This is a genomic window from Roseibacillus persicicus (assembly GCF_014651675.1).
Taxonomy (GTDB): domain Bacteria; phylum Verrucomicrobiota; class Verrucomicrobiia; order Verrucomicrobiales; family Akkermansiaceae; genus Roseibacillus; species Roseibacillus persicicus.
This window is the reverse complement of record NZ_BMXI01000014.1, coordinates 107,533-122,546: the sequence shown is the minus strand read 5'-3', so window position 1 is coordinate 122,546 and position 15,014 is coordinate 107,533. Positions and strand designations below refer to the sequence as shown.

General features: G+C 57.5%; 16 protein-coding genes. 7 read left to right on the top strand and 9 right to left on the bottom strand.

Going from position 1 to position 15,014, the window contains the following annotated elements; genetic code table 11:
- Nucleotides 1-35 precede the first annotated feature (35 nt).
- Nucleotides 36-2,891: an alanine--tRNA ligase gene (gene alaS, locus IE099_RS15755; protein WP_189571885.1), complete on the top strand. Its 2,856-nt coding sequence runs from the start codon at nucleotides 36-38 to the stop codon at nucleotides 2,889-2,891.
- On the opposite strand, the gene IE099_RS15750 is transcribed toward alaS, so the two are convergent.
- Nucleotides 2,892-3,209 carry a hypothetical protein gene (locus tag IE099_RS15750; protein ID WP_189571882.1) on the bottom strand — a complete coding sequence of 106 codons (318 nt, stop codon included), beginning with the start codon at nucleotides 3,207-3,209 and terminating at the stop codon, nucleotides 2,892-2,894.
- Between the two features lie 64 nt (nucleotides 3,210-3,273).
- Between IE099_RS15750 and IE099_RS15745 the strand changes: the two genes are divergently transcribed.
- Nucleotides 3,274-3,852 (top strand): lipoyl protein ligase domain-containing protein, encoded by a 579-nt coding sequence (locus tag IE099_RS15745; RefSeq protein WP_189571879.1) that lies wholly within the window; start codon nucleotides 3,274-3,276, stop codon nucleotides 3,850-3,852.
- A gap of 55 nt (nucleotides 3,853-3,907) precedes the next feature.
- Here the strand turns inward: IE099_RS15745 and IE099_RS15740 are convergent, their stop codons facing one another.
- Together IE099_RS15740 and IE099_RS15735 are read right to left on the bottom strand one after the other, a co-directional pair.
- Nucleotides 3,908-4,732, bottom strand: coding sequence for a glycoside hydrolase family 16 protein (locus tag IE099_RS15740; protein ID WP_189571877.1), 825 nt, complete (start codon nucleotides 4,730-4,732; stop codon nucleotides 3,908-3,910).
- 12 nt (nucleotides 4,733-4,744) lie between these two features.
- A complete protein-coding gene (locus IE099_RS15735; protein ID WP_189571874.1) occupies nucleotides 4,745-5,485 on the bottom strand; it encodes a magnesium transporter CorA family protein in 741 nt (246 codons plus the stop codon).
- Between the two features lie 94 nt (nucleotides 5,486-5,579).
- Here IE099_RS15735 and IE099_RS15730 point away from each other — a divergent pair, with 94 nt between their 5' ends.
- From IE099_RS15730 to IE099_RS15720, 3 genes are read left to right on the top strand one after another with little or no spacing between them, the layout of a single operon-like run.
- The gene (locus tag IE099_RS15730; RefSeq protein ID WP_189571871.1) at nucleotides 5,580-6,203 is read left to right on the top strand and encodes a P-loop NTPase family protein; all 624 of its coding nucleotides are present in this window, start codon (nucleotides 5,580-5,582) and stop codon (nucleotides 6,201-6,203) included.
- The gene (locus IE099_RS15725) at nucleotides 6,200-7,006 is read left to right on the top strand and encodes a CbiX/SirB N-terminal domain-containing protein (RefSeq protein WP_189571869.1); all 807 of its coding nucleotides are present in this window, start codon (nucleotides 6,200-6,202) and stop codon (nucleotides 7,004-7,006) included. The genes IE099_RS15730 and IE099_RS15725 overlap by 4 nt, the downstream gene beginning before the upstream one ends.
- A gap of 33 nt (nucleotides 7,007-7,039) precedes the next feature.
- On the top strand, nucleotides 7,040-7,681 hold the full coding sequence (locus tag IE099_RS15720; RefSeq protein WP_189571867.1) for a DR2241 family protein: 642 nt from the start codon (nucleotides 7,040-7,042) through the stop codon (nucleotides 7,679-7,681).
- Nucleotides 7,682-7,690: 9 nt separating this feature from the next.
- Here IE099_RS15720 and IE099_RS15715 read toward each other — a convergent pair whose 3' ends face one another.
- The 6 genes from IE099_RS15715 to IE099_RS15690 all read right to left on the bottom strand — a co-directional run bounded on the left by IE099_RS15715 (nucleotide 7,691) and on the right by IE099_RS15690 (nucleotide 12,928).
- On the bottom strand, nucleotides 7,691-9,121 hold the full coding sequence (locus IE099_RS15715; protein WP_189571865.1) for a VWA domain-containing protein: 1,431 nt from the start codon (nucleotides 9,119-9,121) through the stop codon (nucleotides 7,691-7,693).
- Between the two features lies 1 nt (nucleotide 9,122).
- A complete protein-coding gene (locus tag IE099_RS15710) occupies nucleotides 9,123-9,644 on the bottom strand; it encodes an RNA polymerase sigma factor (RefSeq protein WP_189571863.1) in 522 nt (173 codons plus the stop codon).
- 444 nt (nucleotides 9,645-10,088) lie between these two features.
- Nucleotides 10,089-10,757: a purine nucleoside phosphorylase YfiH/LACC1 family protein gene (locus IE099_RS15705; RefSeq protein WP_229809544.1), complete on the bottom strand. Its 669-nt coding sequence runs from the start codon at nucleotides 10,755-10,757 to the stop codon at nucleotides 10,089-10,091.
- 163 nt (nucleotides 10,758-10,920) lie between these two features.
- Nucleotides 10,921-11,370: a MarR family transcriptional regulator gene (locus IE099_RS15700; RefSeq protein WP_189571859.1), complete on the bottom strand. Its 450-nt coding sequence runs from the start codon at nucleotides 11,368-11,370 to the stop codon at nucleotides 10,921-10,923.
- A gap of 153 nt (nucleotides 11,371-11,523) precedes the next feature.
- On the bottom strand, nucleotides 11,524-11,958 hold the full coding sequence (locus tag IE099_RS15695) for a hypothetical protein (protein WP_189571857.1): 435 nt from the start codon (nucleotides 11,956-11,958) through the stop codon (nucleotides 11,524-11,526).
- 70 nt (nucleotides 11,959-12,028) lie between these two features.
- Nucleotides 12,029-12,928, bottom strand: a complete 900-nt coding sequence (locus tag IE099_RS15690; protein WP_189571854.1) for an archaemetzincin — start codon at nucleotides 12,926-12,928, stop codon at nucleotides 12,029-12,031.
- Nucleotides 12,929-13,067: 139 nt separating this feature from the next.
- Between IE099_RS15690 and IE099_RS15685 the strand changes: the two genes are divergently transcribed.
- Together IE099_RS15685 and IE099_RS15680 are read left to right on the top strand one after the other, a co-directional pair.
- Nucleotides 13,068-13,814 carry a carboxylesterase family protein gene (locus IE099_RS15685; protein WP_189571851.1) on the top strand — a complete coding sequence of 249 codons (747 nt, stop codon included), beginning with the start codon at nucleotides 13,068-13,070 and terminating at the stop codon, nucleotides 13,812-13,814.
- Nucleotides 13,815-13,881: 67 nt separating this feature from the next.
- Nucleotides 13,882-15,009, top strand: coding sequence for a HupE/UreJ family protein (locus tag IE099_RS15680; RefSeq protein ID WP_189571848.1), 1,128 nt, complete (start codon nucleotides 13,882-13,884; stop codon nucleotides 15,007-15,009).
- The last annotated feature ends 5 nt before the right edge of the window (nucleotides 15,010-15,014 follow it).

The following is a 15,014-nucleotide window of genomic DNA, read 5'->3' as shown; positions in this document are numbered from 1 at the left end:
CCCTCTCGTCTGTTCATGTTCAAAACGCTTGCAACATGACGAGCGCCGAGATCCGACAGTCCTTCCTCGATTTCTTTCAGGAGAAGCAGCACACCATCGTGCCTTCCGCTTCCCTCCTGCCCCAGTCCCCCGGATTGCTGTTCACCAATGCGGGCATGAACCAGTTCGTGCCCTACTTCCTCGGTGAGCAGGCCGCGCCCTACTCCCCTCCTCGCGCCGCAGACACCCAGAAGTGCATTCGCGCCGGCGGCAAGCACAACGACCTCGAGGATGTCGGCTACGACACCTATCACCACACGCTCTTCGAGATGCTGGGCAACTGGTCCTTTGGCGACTACTTCAAGACCGAAGCCATCAACTGGGCCTGGGAACTCCTCGTCGACCGCTGGGGCTTTCCTCCCAAACGTCTCTACGCCACCGTCTACTCGCCCAGCGAAGGCGACCCCTCACACTTCGACCAAGAGGCCTATGACCTTTGGAAAGCCAAGTTCGAGTCGGTAGGCCTCGACCCCGCCATCCACATCGTCAATGGCAACGTGAAGGACAACTTCTGGATGATGGGCGACACCGGCCCCTGCGGTCCCTGCTCCGAACTCCACGTCGACATGACCCCCGAGGGCGACACCCAGGGCAAGCTCGTCAATGCCGACAGCGACCTTTGCATCGAGATCTGGAACCTCGTTTTCATCCAATACAATGCCGAAGCCGACGGCACCTTCCGCGACCTCCCCGCCAAGCACGTCGATACCGGCATGGGCTTCGAGCGCGTGGTCTCCATCATTCAAAACACCAAAGGCTTCACCGACTTTTCGCAAAAGCCGACCAACTACAACGCCGACACCTTCCAGCCTCTCTTCCGCAAGTTGGAAGAACTCTCCGGCAAGAAGTATGTCGACATTTACCCCAACGACTCAAGGAGCACAGGCGTCCCGCCTGTGAACCCCAGCGCCTCAACGGAGGATGACGCCAACAAGCCATCTTCGACTCCCTCAGCTCAGCTCGAAGAAGCCATCGCCTTCCGCGTAATCGCCGACCACATCCGCACCCTCAGCCTCTCCATCGCCGACGGCATCCTCCCCGGCAATAACGGCCGCAACTACGTCCTGCGCCGCATCTTGCGCCGGGCGGTGAAGTATGGCCGCAACCTCGGCTTCTCGGGCGAGAGGACTTTCCTCGCAGATCTAGTCGACACCCTCAGCGAACAACTCGGTGGAGTCTTTCCCGAGTTGAAAGCGAAGACTTCCACCGTCAAAGAAACTCTTCAGCGCGAGGAAGACAGCTTTAACAAAACTCTCGATCGCGGACTTGCTCTTTTCGAACAAGTCGCCAGTGGGGTGGACGTCTCGTCGACCCAAAAAGCATTCCCACCCGAGGACGCCTTCAAGCTCTCAGACACCTTCGGCTTCCCCATCGATCTCACCGCCCTGCTTTGCCGCGAGCGCGGACTCACTCTTGATGAAAAAGCGGTCGAAGCTCTTTTCGAAAAAGCACGTAAGCTTTCCCAAGAGAATCAGCAGACAACCGTCGTCGCCGCCCTCGACATCAAATCCGAAGCCGTCACCAACTTCGTTGGCTTCAACAGCGACGAATGCGAGGCCACCATTCTCGAGCTCCATCCCACCGAGGACAAGCTCCTCGTCATCACCGACCAGACTCCCTTCTTTGCCGAGATGGGTGGACAGCAGGGTGACGAAGGCGAGATGTTGCACGAAGGCAGCGATGCGGAATACCTCGTCAGCGGCACCCAGCAGATCGGAAGCGCGCGGGGCCACCTGGTGCCACCGCAAGCCCAACTCGAAGTCGGGGACAAGGTGACCTTGCGCGTTTTTGCCGAGCGTCGTCGCCCCATCGAGGCCCACCACACCGCGACCCACCTCTTGCACTGGGCGCTGCACGAAGTGGTCTCTCCCGACGCCACCCAGCAGGGTTCACTCGTCACCCCCGACCGCCTCCGTTTCGACTTCACCTCCGCAGCTCTTTCTCCCGATCAGCTCACCGCCATCGAAGAAAAGGTCAATGCCGCCATCGCCGAAGCCCAGCCCGTCTCTTGGAAAGAAGTCCCCCACGCCGACATCAAGGGTCGCGAGGACATCATGCAGTTCTTCGGTGACAAATACGGCGAGCTCGTGCGCGTGGTTCAAATTGGAGGCGAGCCCCAGGCCCTCAACGGATACTCGATGGAACTCTGCGGCGGCACCCACTCCCGCAACACCAGCGAGCTCGGGCAATTCATCATCAAGAAAGAGGAAGCCATCGCCTCCGGGGTGCGGCGCATCGAGGCCGCCGTTGGCAAAGCCGCGGAAGCCTATCTCGACGAACAAATCGAAGAACTTAAAAAAGAAATCACCCTGGCCCAGGAAAAACTCAACACCGCCAACGAGGCGCTCAAGAATCTCGAACAAGATCCGATTGCCGAAGTGAAAGCTCCCGCCGAGGAAAGCCTGTCCTCCCTCCGCGACACCCTCGCGGCCACCAAGGCAGCGGCAGTCGAGGCGGAGAAGTCTTTGAAGAAAGCCCAGACTGCGAACGCCGCTCGCGAAGCCGATGCCTTCCTGGCTGGTCTCGCCGAGAACGGTCAACTCTCCGGCAACATCGTTCATGCGGTCGAAGGCCCTGCCAACCTGCTTCAGGAATTGATGAACGGCTTGAAGAAGCTGCACTTCACCCACGCGGCCTTCCTCATCGTCGATGATGGCAACAAGCTCCACCTCGGTTCCCTTTGCGGTAAAGATGGTCACGATGCTGGATTCGGGGCCGGCAACCTCATCAAGGACCTCGCTCCCCTCGTGGGCGGCAAGGGCGGCGGCAAGCCCGACATGGCTCGCGGCGCGGCTCCGCAACGCGACAAAAAGGAAGAGCTCGTGCAAGCAGCCAAGGAGAAGTTGGCTTAATCAGGACTCCTTTTTCCGAAAGAGAAAGACTCCCAGCCAAAGCAAACCCTGGATCGCAATCAGGACCACCCCGGTCACCGCGATCCAGGGGGAAATCTCGAGAAAGTCATCCGCCGACAGGCTGCTCGAACGAGTCCGCCCCGAGAACCCCAAATACCGCGCGCCCAGATAGGTGCCCCCTCCCGAGATCACGAAGGCCAAACCGAGCAGCAGCAGAAAGACCTTTCTGGCACGCAGCGGGCCCATCAACTTGAGCCAGACTGCAGCCACCACGAACGGGCCCAGTTGAACGACCAACCCCAAAATCTCTTTCACCATTCCACTCTTGCAATGACAGGAGCCCACAAGGGAGAGTAAACACCGACAGCACCGTCTCTTTCTGATGCAACTCATCCAAGATCCACCCGCCGATGGCCCCACCAACATGCAACGGGATCTGGACCTGTTAGAGACTCTGGGCGACGAGCCTCTTCTCCGCTTTTACCAGTGGTCGGGCAACTGGGCGAGCTACGGTTACTTCCAAAGCGAAGCCGACGCCATCGCGCACTTTCCCAACGCCGACCTCCACTTCGTCAAGCGTCCCACCGGCGGCGGGATCGTCGACCACCGCGAGGATCTGACCTACACGTTGCTGATCCCAAAATCCCACAAGCTAGCCCAAGGCCAGCGCGCCGATTCCTACTATCAGATTCATCAAGCGGCCCAGCGAGCGCTGACTGCATGTGGACTGAGAAGTCAATTGTTAGAAAAAGAGGAAGGCGAAGGACCGGCCTGTTTTGTCCATCCCGTCCCCGGAGATCTCATCGATGCCACCACGAGAAAAAAGTTGGCGGGCGCCGCGCAACGGAGGACTCGCCACGGGCTTCTCCATCAAGGGAGCATCCTCCTGCCGGGTCTAATCGACAGCCCTTTTTCCTCAAGCTTCTACCAGCACCTTCAAGAGGCGCTTGCCGAAGGCTGAATCTAACAGAAAATTTCCGGCGAAGATTTCAAAGAAGAGCGGGCGACCCACTCGCTCATTTCTTTTGGTAGACCCGCACGTAGTCGACCAAATACTGGGTCGGAAATTCGGTGTCGGAAGGATCGCCGCCCTTCTGGCCGCCAATCGCAAGGTTCAGGCGAAGGCGCTGGGGCTCGTGGAAGGGAGACTTCTTTTCCCCATCCTCGTTGATGGTGTCCTTAAGCAAAGTGGTGTTCAAGACCCGGCCATCGACGGAGAGCACGATCTTCTCCGGGGTCCATTCCATCACCCAAGTGTGAAAATCCTGATCCCAATTTTCATCACCGACTTCCTCCATCTTGATAAAGCTCGCGTCCCACTTGTCGCGTCCACCGGGGCCCGCCCACGCCACGTTGGCCAGCAGACCGTGATCGTAGTACTCCATCATATCGATTTCCCCGGCATGGGGCCAACGCCCGTTGCCCGTGGTCCAGATGGCCGGCCAGAGTCCTTTCTCCGCCACAATCTTGGCGCGCACCTCGAAGCGGCCGTAGGTCCAGGCGTAGTCCTTCTTCGACAGCAAAGAAGCCGAGGTGTATTCGGCAAAGGCGCGCTTGTCTTTCCACGAACGAGCATCCGGACGATAATCAGGATTCGCCACCCGCTCCCGCTTCCCCTCAATCACGAGAAAGCCATCGGCACAGCGCGCGTTCTCCTTCTGATACCACTGCAGCTCGTGATTGCGCTGGAATCCTTTTTCGAAAAACCAGACCTCTTCATCGGGCGTGCCGTCCTTGTCGAACTCTTCGGCCCAGACGAGCTGATAGCCGTCGCCCGATTCCCCGGCCTTCGCTTCCGCGGTGCAAAGGACAATGCCCAATTGAAAGATCCCAAATGTCATCACTCCTGCTTCTTAGCCTTTCCCGCGAGTGACCGCAACGAGAACAAAGCAGCCAAAGAGAACTCCGGCAGCCACCACGCCCCAGCTCATCGGCGAGCCCAAGACTTGCCCGGTGTTTTCCATCGAGAAGAACGAGACCAAGGTGGCGAGGGGAAAGAAGAAGGCTACGAGACGGTTCAGGCGGCGGGCCTCCACATTGCTGCGGTGCGCGGCCTGGGACTGCTCCTGCGCGCTCTTGGCCAACGAGAAATCCATCCCCGCCTTGGCATCGCCCGCCGCGAGGTCAATCGCACGCTCCAGCACCGCGGCGCTATCGCGGAGTCCGATGAGAGCGGACTCATCCTTGCGCGCTTGTCGCGCGGCTTGCAGCACCTCCAACTGGTGACGGGTCGCGCGCAGCACTGGTTGCACCTCCTGCATCACCTCGAAGTAATCGGTGGGGTTCGCTGCCTTTTCCACCATAGCATCCAGATGGTGAATCATTTCGCGATAAGCCTTCAAGTGCTCCTCCAGCGCGGAGAGCCCACCCGGTTGCGGGGTGCTCTTCCAAGTGCCATCGGGCTGCCGCCAAAAGAGGGCCGCCGTGCGGACTTCGTCATCCGAGGCCTGGGGAACTTGGTGCAGAATCAGCAGCAAATGCCCGTCCTCATCCATAAGACGCTGTCGACCGGGCTCGGGCCCCAGGCGATTGAGAATCGCGGCCGGAAGTTCCCAGTTCTTTGGCAGATAAACTCGTCGTGGTGTTTGGTTCACGGACCTCTTCTAGTCCTTCCCCGGTGATTCGTCAGTTCCATTTCCAATTGGTGATTGCAATCGCAGGAGGACAGACGCTCTGATGGGATCAACAATGGACGCGGCGAAAAAAGACAGTCTTCCCCCACCGCAGTTGGGACAACGCGTTCTCATTATCGGTAGCACCAATGCCGGCAAGAGCACGTTGGGAACGCGGCTGGCAGAGGACCTGAACCTGCCTCATGTCGATCTGGACGCCTTGAACTGGCAGAGAGACTGGGTCGGTCTCCATCAATCCGACCCCGAACGATTTCGGGAAAAGATTCGCGCCGCCACTGCGGGCGACAGCTGGGTGGTGACGGGGAACTACACAAGCTTTTCGCAAGAACTGATCTGGCCCCGGGTCGAGACCCTCATCTGGCTCGACCTCCCGCTCGGCTTGCTCAGCCGGCGACTGCTGCGGCGCTCGTGGCAGCGTTGGCGCACGCGGGAACTGCTCTGGGGATGCAACACTGAACGCTTTTGGCCGCAGCTGGCCATCTGGAAGGAGGAGTCTTTGCTCCGTTGGCTTTGGAAAACTTATGGGAAAAATCGAGAGAGAACTCTCGCGGCCATGAGCGATGATCAGTGGAGCCACATTCGCTCTATTCACCTGCAATCTCCCGCGGAAGTGAAGGCCTTTTCATTTGGCCACTGGACAGAAGCCCAAGTCGTGGCACTCTCTCCGAGCACGAAATGACCGATCTTTCTCACACTGCGCTTCTCATTGTTGGCCATGGGTCAACGGAAAATCCGGACTCCTCGGGTCCTTACTTCGACCACGCCGCCGCGGTACGCGAGAAAGGGCTCTTCGCCGAGGTTCATCTCGCCTTCTGGAAAGAAGAACCGTCCTTGCGCGAGGCCTTCTACATGATCGATGCGGAGGAAATTTACGTCGTGCCCGACTTCATCTCCGAAGGCTACTTTACCCAAGAGGTCATTCCCCGCGAACTAGAACTCGATGGCCCCACCACCGTCGTCCACGGCAAGACCGTCCACTATTGTCCGCCGGTCGGGATTCATCCAACCATGACCACTATTCTTTCCCGTCGGGTGGAGCAGGAAGCGCCCGATATCCGCCGCGAGGACACCACTCTCTTCGTGGTTGGCCATGGCACTGCTCTCAATGACAACACCACGCGTGCGGTCAAGGATCAGGCCGCGCTGTTGGCCGAACGCTTTCCCGAGTTTGCCGCCGTGCACCCCACCTTCATGGAACAGGAGATGTTCATCGAGGACTGGGACAAGCACTGCGAGACCCCCAATGCGGTCGTGGTCCCCTTCTTCATCGCCGACGGATTGCACTCCTATCAGGACATCCCCGTGCTGTTAGGCTTCGAAGAAGACGAGGGCCTGCCCGCCTCGCAGAAAGATATTTTCCGCCAGAATCCCTATCAGATCCGCGGGAAAACTCTCTACTACACCAGCGCCATCGGCATCGAACCCGCCTTGGGCGAAGTCATCATCGACCAAGTGCATACCTTCCGCGAAAACCACCTATAGCCCCCCTCCACTGCTCCCACTTCTTCCTTTCCTATGAAAATTTCGCAACGTCTCTCGCAAGCCGTCCAAGCCAAAGTCGACCGGATTGGCCAAGTCGCTATACTAACCGACACTCAGAGTTCACCATATGCCCTTTGTCACCAGCAGGACTTGGACTTGATCGATTCCCTCACCGTTCACCGCGATCCCTTCGCTGCGCGCGAGATCGCCAAGCTGGATGATGAAGGGGAATTTCGCTTTCTCAAGGCAGCCTTGAATCTGAAGCGGGGCTGGCTTCTTCTCCTTGCTGATGAAGAGGAATTGCGGCAGGCCCTCGACCTCTTTTACCCAGCTGCGGTGGGCCTCTGGTTGGCGCGAGAGGACGGCAGGCTCCACGTGCAGAACCTGCGCCCCAAGCTCAAGCGTCAGACCGGCATGTATCGCTTCGCGCACACTATCTCTGACGAGGGGGCTCAAGCCCTCGTTGCCAAAGAGTGCCATCCCGAAAACTGTTCGAAGATGATTCTCTGGCACCTCGACGAAGAGGTCCCCCTCAAAGAATCACCCGCCCTTTGCAAAGAGGAAAATCAGTCCGCCCGCCAAATCCCCCTTCTTTGCGAAGAAGCCTGCAACCATCTGGTTTCCCAGTGCCGCAAGGTTGCCAAAGCCGAGGCCGACCAAGCGAAAGCTCTCTAGCTCAAACGTCTATGCGGTGGGTTCCAGGCCCGCCAAGGAGCGCGTCTGAATGATCAGTTCCAACACCTCGCGAGTCGCGGAATTAGCCTTGGGATGCTCCAGCAAAGTCTGACGCGCCAAAGACTCCACCCACGCCAAACTCAAGTTCCCCTTGAAAGGCGAATCCCGCAGCACGAGCGCATAGGCCGCGACGGTCGCCGCGGTGCGGAAAGAGTTGGAGCTATCGAGCCAACGATTGGGAATGGAAGGCACCTCAAGGCTGCGGTAGACGGGCGACCCCACTCCATCAGTGACTTTCAAAGCGATTTTTCCCAGAGGCACATCGTCGAAGGGCACATCGCCAGGGCGAATCTCATAAAAAACGTAGGTCGAGTTCCCTGCCGCCAGCGGATGGGAGGCATCGGCTCCTGCGACGACTTCTCCATCGGGTTGGGCAAAACCCAAGAGACGGTATTCGGCCACTCTCTCCTCATCGATCTCCAGTTTGACGGAAACCTTCTCGCGCTCGGCGGACCCCGGCTGTCGCTGCAAAAGCAAGCCCAGGAGAAGTGAGTCGCTATTCCAAGGACAAGGCACCAGCTCACTGGTCAGTGCCACACCACCAACCTCGGCTCCGGCGCTTTCCTGATAGTCGGGGTAGTTGACCAGTTCTTCCAAACGGACCGCGTCCTTTGGGGGCAGTTGGCCCCGCTCACGCAGGAAGCGCTCAACCCAAGCGAAGCTGGTTCGACCGGCCATCACGGGAACGGTCGTGCTGGGACTATCGCTGGTAGAAAGATACTCATTTTCCTGCAGCGGGATAAAGGAGTCCGGAGTCGGAAGAATCTGGCTGCGGGCAGTCCGCTCGGCCGAGACAAAGAACCGCTCTGGATCGCTGAGAATCCGTTCGGCGAATTCCCGGCGGGATTCGTCGGCTTTCTCGGAGGATGCTTCCTTCGGTTCTTCGTTCTCCCGCGCAACCTTCGCAACGGAGGCCATGCTTCCGGAGGCCGCGTCCTCTTCCCCTCCCCAGTTTGCCAAAGCAGCGGGGCTCAACACCACGTCCATGCGTAGCTCTTCAGGTTCGGCTGCCGCCTGCTGGGGTGAATCAACGGGGGTCTTGGCCAACAGGAACAGCACGATGGTGATGCTGGCCGCAGCTGCGAGAGAAATTCCCGCGCCCCGATACCAATCGACCCGGCGCCGGGCCGACCGCATCGCCATAGCCTCCTGACTCTGACCCACTCGCCGGATGACGGCTCGCTGAACCGGATGAAGGGAAAGCCCTTCCCGCTCGTAGGCTTCGCACAGGAGCTTTCCAAGCGCTTGAGTCTTTGCCATTTCAGAAGCGATTGCAGGATCTGACTCCGCACGTTCGGCTATGATCTTGGCCTCCTTGGGCGGGAGTTCGCCCAGAATGTATGCCGTGTATCGAGGATCGTCTGGTTGCAGTTCTTTCATACTAAATGTCTTCTAGTAAATCGTCAGGGAGAAGGGAGCGCATGCGCTTGAGTCCGGTATGGATGAGAAATCCCACGTTCCCCGAGGTGAGCCCGGTGATTGCGCTGATTTCCTTGTAGCTCATGCCTTGTTGAAACTTGAGTCGGACCACCTCCCGCTGGTTGTCTGACAACTTGTCCAGACACTCGGTGACCTGTTGGAGCCGCTCATCCAAATCCGTCATCGCCCGCGGGGAGGGCCCATCGGCCTCCCACTTGGCAAAGCCCGCTTCTTCAGTAACGACCGCCCGGCTCTCCTTGCGAAGCACGTCCAGTGCCCGATTGCGACAAACCGTGTAGAGCCAGGTCTTCAGCCCCTTGCGGACCTTTTCAATATCCTGTTGGTAAAGTCGAATGAAGGTGTCCTGGACCACGTCCCGGGCGCGCTCGTGATCGCGGACAATACCAGTCGCATAGCCAATGAGGGGGGCCTCATATTTGGCTAAAGCATCGGCTACGAATTCATCTCGTGCGAGCGCGGTCATCTCCTGTTTCGACTGGCCCATTCAGGTCAAGTTAGCAGAGAAACGTTTCTCGCGATAGCTTTCTTGGAAAAAGTGGAAAAAAGTCGAGGGCGGACCACCAGGCCCGCCCTCTGTTCTCTTTCGATGCCTCCCCGTCAGGGGAAAACGTTGTCGAGGCTTCGACTGACGTGCTCACACACAAAAAGCGCGCTTCGCCGAAACCTCCTCAATTGAAACAACCGAAATCAGTTCTTTCATTTTCCAATCTCATGTAGAAATTCCAAAAATCAAATGAAGAGCTGATTCAACAGTCACTCAATAGACACCTCCAAAGCGAGAAGAGTCACTTCCGGCCGATGGAAATTGCGTAAGCATTCCCCACCCCATCCGCGTCGTCCACGGACACCTTTCACCAAGACCTCAAAGCCCACCCAACAGATTGATAACCAATAGGAATCAACCACCTCATTCACCTCTCGGGGCGGGAATCCCCTGCCCCAGCAACCCCAGCATCCGGCCGGTGCATCCTTTCTCGAGGCGATAACTATAATAATCGGCGACATTGGCACCAGTGCAGATCCCACAGTCATGGAAGTTCTTGATGCCCGCCGCTCTCGCTTGCCGGGCAATCTGGGTCGCGATATCGACCTCGTAGTGCGGCGGACGAATGCAAGGGCCCAGAACCACGATCAGATCCTCCGGTCGACTTCCATACTCCCGTTTCAGCGACTCGACCGCATGGGTCAGAATCTCTCCTTCCGTGCCTTTCCTACCGGAGTGCAGCAAGGCCATCGCCCGGGTCACCGGATCAGCGATCCAGATGAGACCACAATCGGCAACATAGATTCCCAATAGAACGTCGTCCCGCTTGGTCAACAAACCATCGACTGCTGGCACCACTCGCCCGGGCCCGTCCGTTGCGATTGAGAATACCTCCGCCCCATGAACCTGCTCCGCGCGCCAGAGTTGGGACCATTGAAAGCCCAGGCCCTCCACCGCCTGCCTGTGAACCGGCTCCAGCTCGCGGAGAGTCTCCTCCTTGTCGTAACTTCCCACGATTCCCTCGACCCGTGGTACGAAGTCCACCGCGAATCCTGCCTCCCGAAGCGGGTCCAAGTACGTAAAAAGTTCCACTACGCAGAGCATAGTGGAACTTTGGTGAACTTGCTAGGACTAGGGTTTGATCAAACAACGTTTTCCCTAGACCACCATATTGTCTCCAAAACTGAGTGGGGAATAGGAAGCAAAGGGCCAAGAGGTCCAAATGGGCCAAGCCTTTTGCTGGATGGACAGGCCATTAAGACTTGTTCATCGCACGACGTGCGTAATCAATGGTCTCCGCTTCGTCCTCATCGGCTTCATCCATGATGGAAGCGAGGTCGTTTGCGATTTCCTTACGCATGTGAGCCACGAGTTCGATTCCCTTTTGGGTGATTCGAACCATGATCTTGCGACGGTCCTCTGCGGCATGCACACGCTCGACGTAGCCAATTTTCTCCAGACGATCGACGAGGCCGGTCGCTGCAGCTGTCGAGTGGCCCATCTTCTTGGCGATATCGGACATCGTGAGGAATTCCTCACTGGACAGATACGTCAGAAGAAAGAACTGAGGGAACGAAATGTGCCCGCGGTTAAGCTCGTTTGACAGGTTGAGGATACATGAACGTTGCGTGAACAACACGAAATCGGCCAAGCGGTCTGCTTCCGCCTGCACCGCGCCTTTGCGGCTGGTAGTACTGGTTTTCATTACTGGACTGGTTATGTTTTTGGAACAACATGGTTACTCAGCAGCTGAGTAGGAGGAACTTGGCCGAAAAATCAAAAGAAGTGAAGTAAATTCTTAAATTTTTATAAAAATTAATACGAACCGCTATTATCGACACCTCCAAGATGCCCTACTTTAAAGGTTTTCCGGCTCTGAATAGGATGTGACTTTTTCAAAAGTTGAAGCATCCGAATCCGAACTTTTTTCCAAAATCGGGCTGTTTTTTGTGTCATCGGGCAGTTTGGTAAGGACCACGAGGTCCCCCACCCGCGGTGGAGCCGCCTCTTTATCGAAATCCACGGTGTAGAATCGGCCTAACTTTTCCGGACTTAAAGTCAGGTTCACACCACGCTTTCCATCGAGACTGCGCGCACTGAGCAAGCCCCCTTCCACCAGATCTCCCGGTCCATAGCGCCGGAACAAGGCAAAGCCTTGCTCGGAATGAACGCTGGTGATCTCGCCGATGACCACCGTTTGCGATGGCTTGGCTTTTTCCTCCTCGTCCTTTTTGGAAAGTCCGCAGCTTGTTAGAAGAACGAGACCAGTAACCAGAAGAAGAATGATTCTCATGGTGAAAGGCTAACTGAGATTCAGGCAACCCGCAACCGGTCGCTTCCCCGACGAAGGGTCTCTAACAGCCCTATTGCGCAATCCAGTCCACACGACCCTTCACCCAGTCAGCCTCGGGGAGCAACTGATGCTGGCGGTAGAACTTTTCCAACTCCTGATAGCGCGAGAGCGGATCGAATCCCACCGCACGCTGGAGCTTGCGCAGGCATACCGGGCAAAGGTGCATAGGCGTTGCATCGCACTCGGGCAAGGAGTTCACCCCGTTCATGTTGCACTGGTAATAGATGCAATGCTTGATGCCGAACATGTGGCCCATCTCGTGGGTGAGCACCTTGCTCGCCCTTTGCTGAACCAGCCGCGCCGCATCGCCCTCCCCCTCCTCGCCCGTGAACGCAGGATGATATCGGGCGAAGCTGAAGATCCCGACCCGGTTTTTGTAAGAGGCTTGTCCGAAAACAAAGTTCCATCCCTCCTCCGGGTAGAGATCCGTCATCGTCACCGCGATCAACCCATAAGAGTCCCGCGGCACCTGTCCCCGCAAGGCCCCGAGCAGATGAGAGGAGTTCCACTGCAATTTTCCAGAGGAAAGGTTCTCCCTCGTCACCGCTGGAACTTCCTCGGCCGGAATAATCGGGAGGATCTCAACCACCATCGGGGCGTAGTAGAGTTCCATATACTTTTTCAACTCCTGTAGATCTGGCGAAGTCTCTTTGGGAAATTCCCCCAAGGGAAGGATGTGCAACTTGCTCCGACCATTCGCCCCCACTTTATTGGGCTGGGAATCGAGATACTCACGCACGGTCTGACCGGGCTCTTCGTGATGGAAGAGCCAGTCGCCAAGATCCGGTTCCCTTTTGAGCTCAAAGTCTTCTCCTGCTTGAAAGCAGCGCCGGAAGGATGGCTCCATCCCAGCCAAGGACCCCACGGCAGCTTCGCGCGCGCCTTTGTCCGGCAGAACAAAATCGCCCACTACCCACCCTGCGGCTAAAAAAAGAAGCCCGACCGGAAGGAGAAAACGACTTTGCGCCAAAGAGATCATTCCCAACACCAACGGCTCACAAAGATTCTTTCTTGGAATTTCTTAAGGAAAATCGTCTTCTCTCAAGTGAATGAAATTTTTCCTAGTCCTTCTTCTGACGTTCACGCCTCTGCTCGCTGAAAGCCCCGAGTGGAAGCATCAGACTTTTCAGCATGAGGAAACCACCTTGCCCTATGCCTCCCTTCGCCAAGGTCCCGCCGATCAGAAGCTTCCCCTGGTTCTCTTTCTGCATGGCGCGGGCGAACGAGGCACCGATAACCAGGCTCAACTGAAGCACGGCATGCAAGAGCTCCTCGCATGGAGTCAGAAAGCCGACCAGCCCTGCCACATCCTCGCTCCTCAATGTCCCAGTGGGATCTGGTGGGCGCAGGTCGAGAACTACCGCTCCCCGGAAGAACTGAATTTCAACGAGAGCCAGCCCATGCTCGACGCCCTCCTTGCCCTCATCGAAGCCTCCGCCAAGGAGCACCAGATCGATACCAAGCGCATCTACTTAACCGGTCTTTCCATGGGAGGATACGGCACCTTCGCTCTCCTCGCCAAGTCGCCCGACACCTGGGCTGCCGCGCTTCCGATTTGCGGTGGAGGCGAAGCCGCTACCGTGGAACGCTTTCAAGATGTCCCCATCCACATTGTCCATGGCGAGGATGACAGCGTGGTGCCTGTCGCTCTCTCGCGCCATCTCTATCAAGCCTTGCAAAAGGTGAAGGCCCCTGAGGCGCACTATACCGAACACCTCCTCACCGACCACGATTCCTGGACTATGACCTATCGCAATCCACAGTTCTGGGAATGGATGTTCGCGCAGAAGAAGTAGCAAACCCGCCGAATTGGGGCACCGTATTCCCTTGGCAGAAGTTCTGCCAAATCTCAAATTCCCCCCGATGCGTCGCTGGCTCCTTCTCACCCTTTCCCTCCTCGCTACCTCTTCTTTCTCTTTTGCCCATGAAGTCGAACAGCACTTCATGAGGTTGCTGTTAGAGAACGATCACTTCGCCGCCCGGCTCGAAATGGACGCCGGCTACGCCCTGCCCGAACTCCGCTCCACCGAAGACGAGACCCGGCCTACTGGCGAATGGTTTGCCAACCTCCCCGACAGCGAAAAGGAACGCATCAAGATCGAGGGCCAACTTTACCTCAGCGAAATTCTAAAGTTCCACCTCGATGGCGAGCCCCTCGAACACACCATCAGCTTCGCAAAATGGGGAACCGACTGGGGGCAATACTTCGAGCAACGCCCCGACACCTTTCAGCGCATGGTCTGGGATGTGCGCTGGGATTATGAAGACCGCAACGGCCACTTGGAACTTTTTTGGAACGAGAGAGAAGAAGGCCCCTCGCTCGCCCTCCAAACCGTTTCCAATGGGCGCGCCCTCGACCTCGTGACGGTTTCCCAACACGAGACCTATTCGCTAGCCGCCATTGATGGCGCCAGCCAAGCCGCGCCAGTATCAGCCACCCATCAACCGTCGTTCTTTGCTTGGCTCAAGCTCGGTATCGAGCACGTGGTGCCCATGGGCTTGGACCACATTCTCTTCATCCTCGGCATCTTCCTCCTCACTCCCAAGCTCAAGCCCCTCCTGACCCAAAGCCTCGTTTTCACCCTCGCCCACACCATCACGCTGGGTCTCACCGTCGCCCAGATCATACCGGTCAATCCGCGTATCATCGAGCCCCTCATCGCTCTCAGCATCGCCTACGTGGCCATCGAAAACCTTTTTATCAAAGAGCTGAAACCCTGGCGGCTCGGTCTCATCTTCGCACTGGGTCTCCTTCACGGAATGGGCTTCGGCTCGGTGATGAGCGAGCTCCCTGTTGACCGCTCGGCGCTCATTGTTCCCATCCTCGGCTTCAATCTCGGAGTCGAGGTCGCTCAAGTCGCGATACTTCTAACAGCGCTGGGACTGACTTACTGGTGGCAAGACCGCAAGCCCTATCAATGGCTCAGAATCAGTGCCTCAATCGCCATCGCTCTGACCGGTCTAATCTGGACCATCCAGCGGGTTATGTAAGGAGC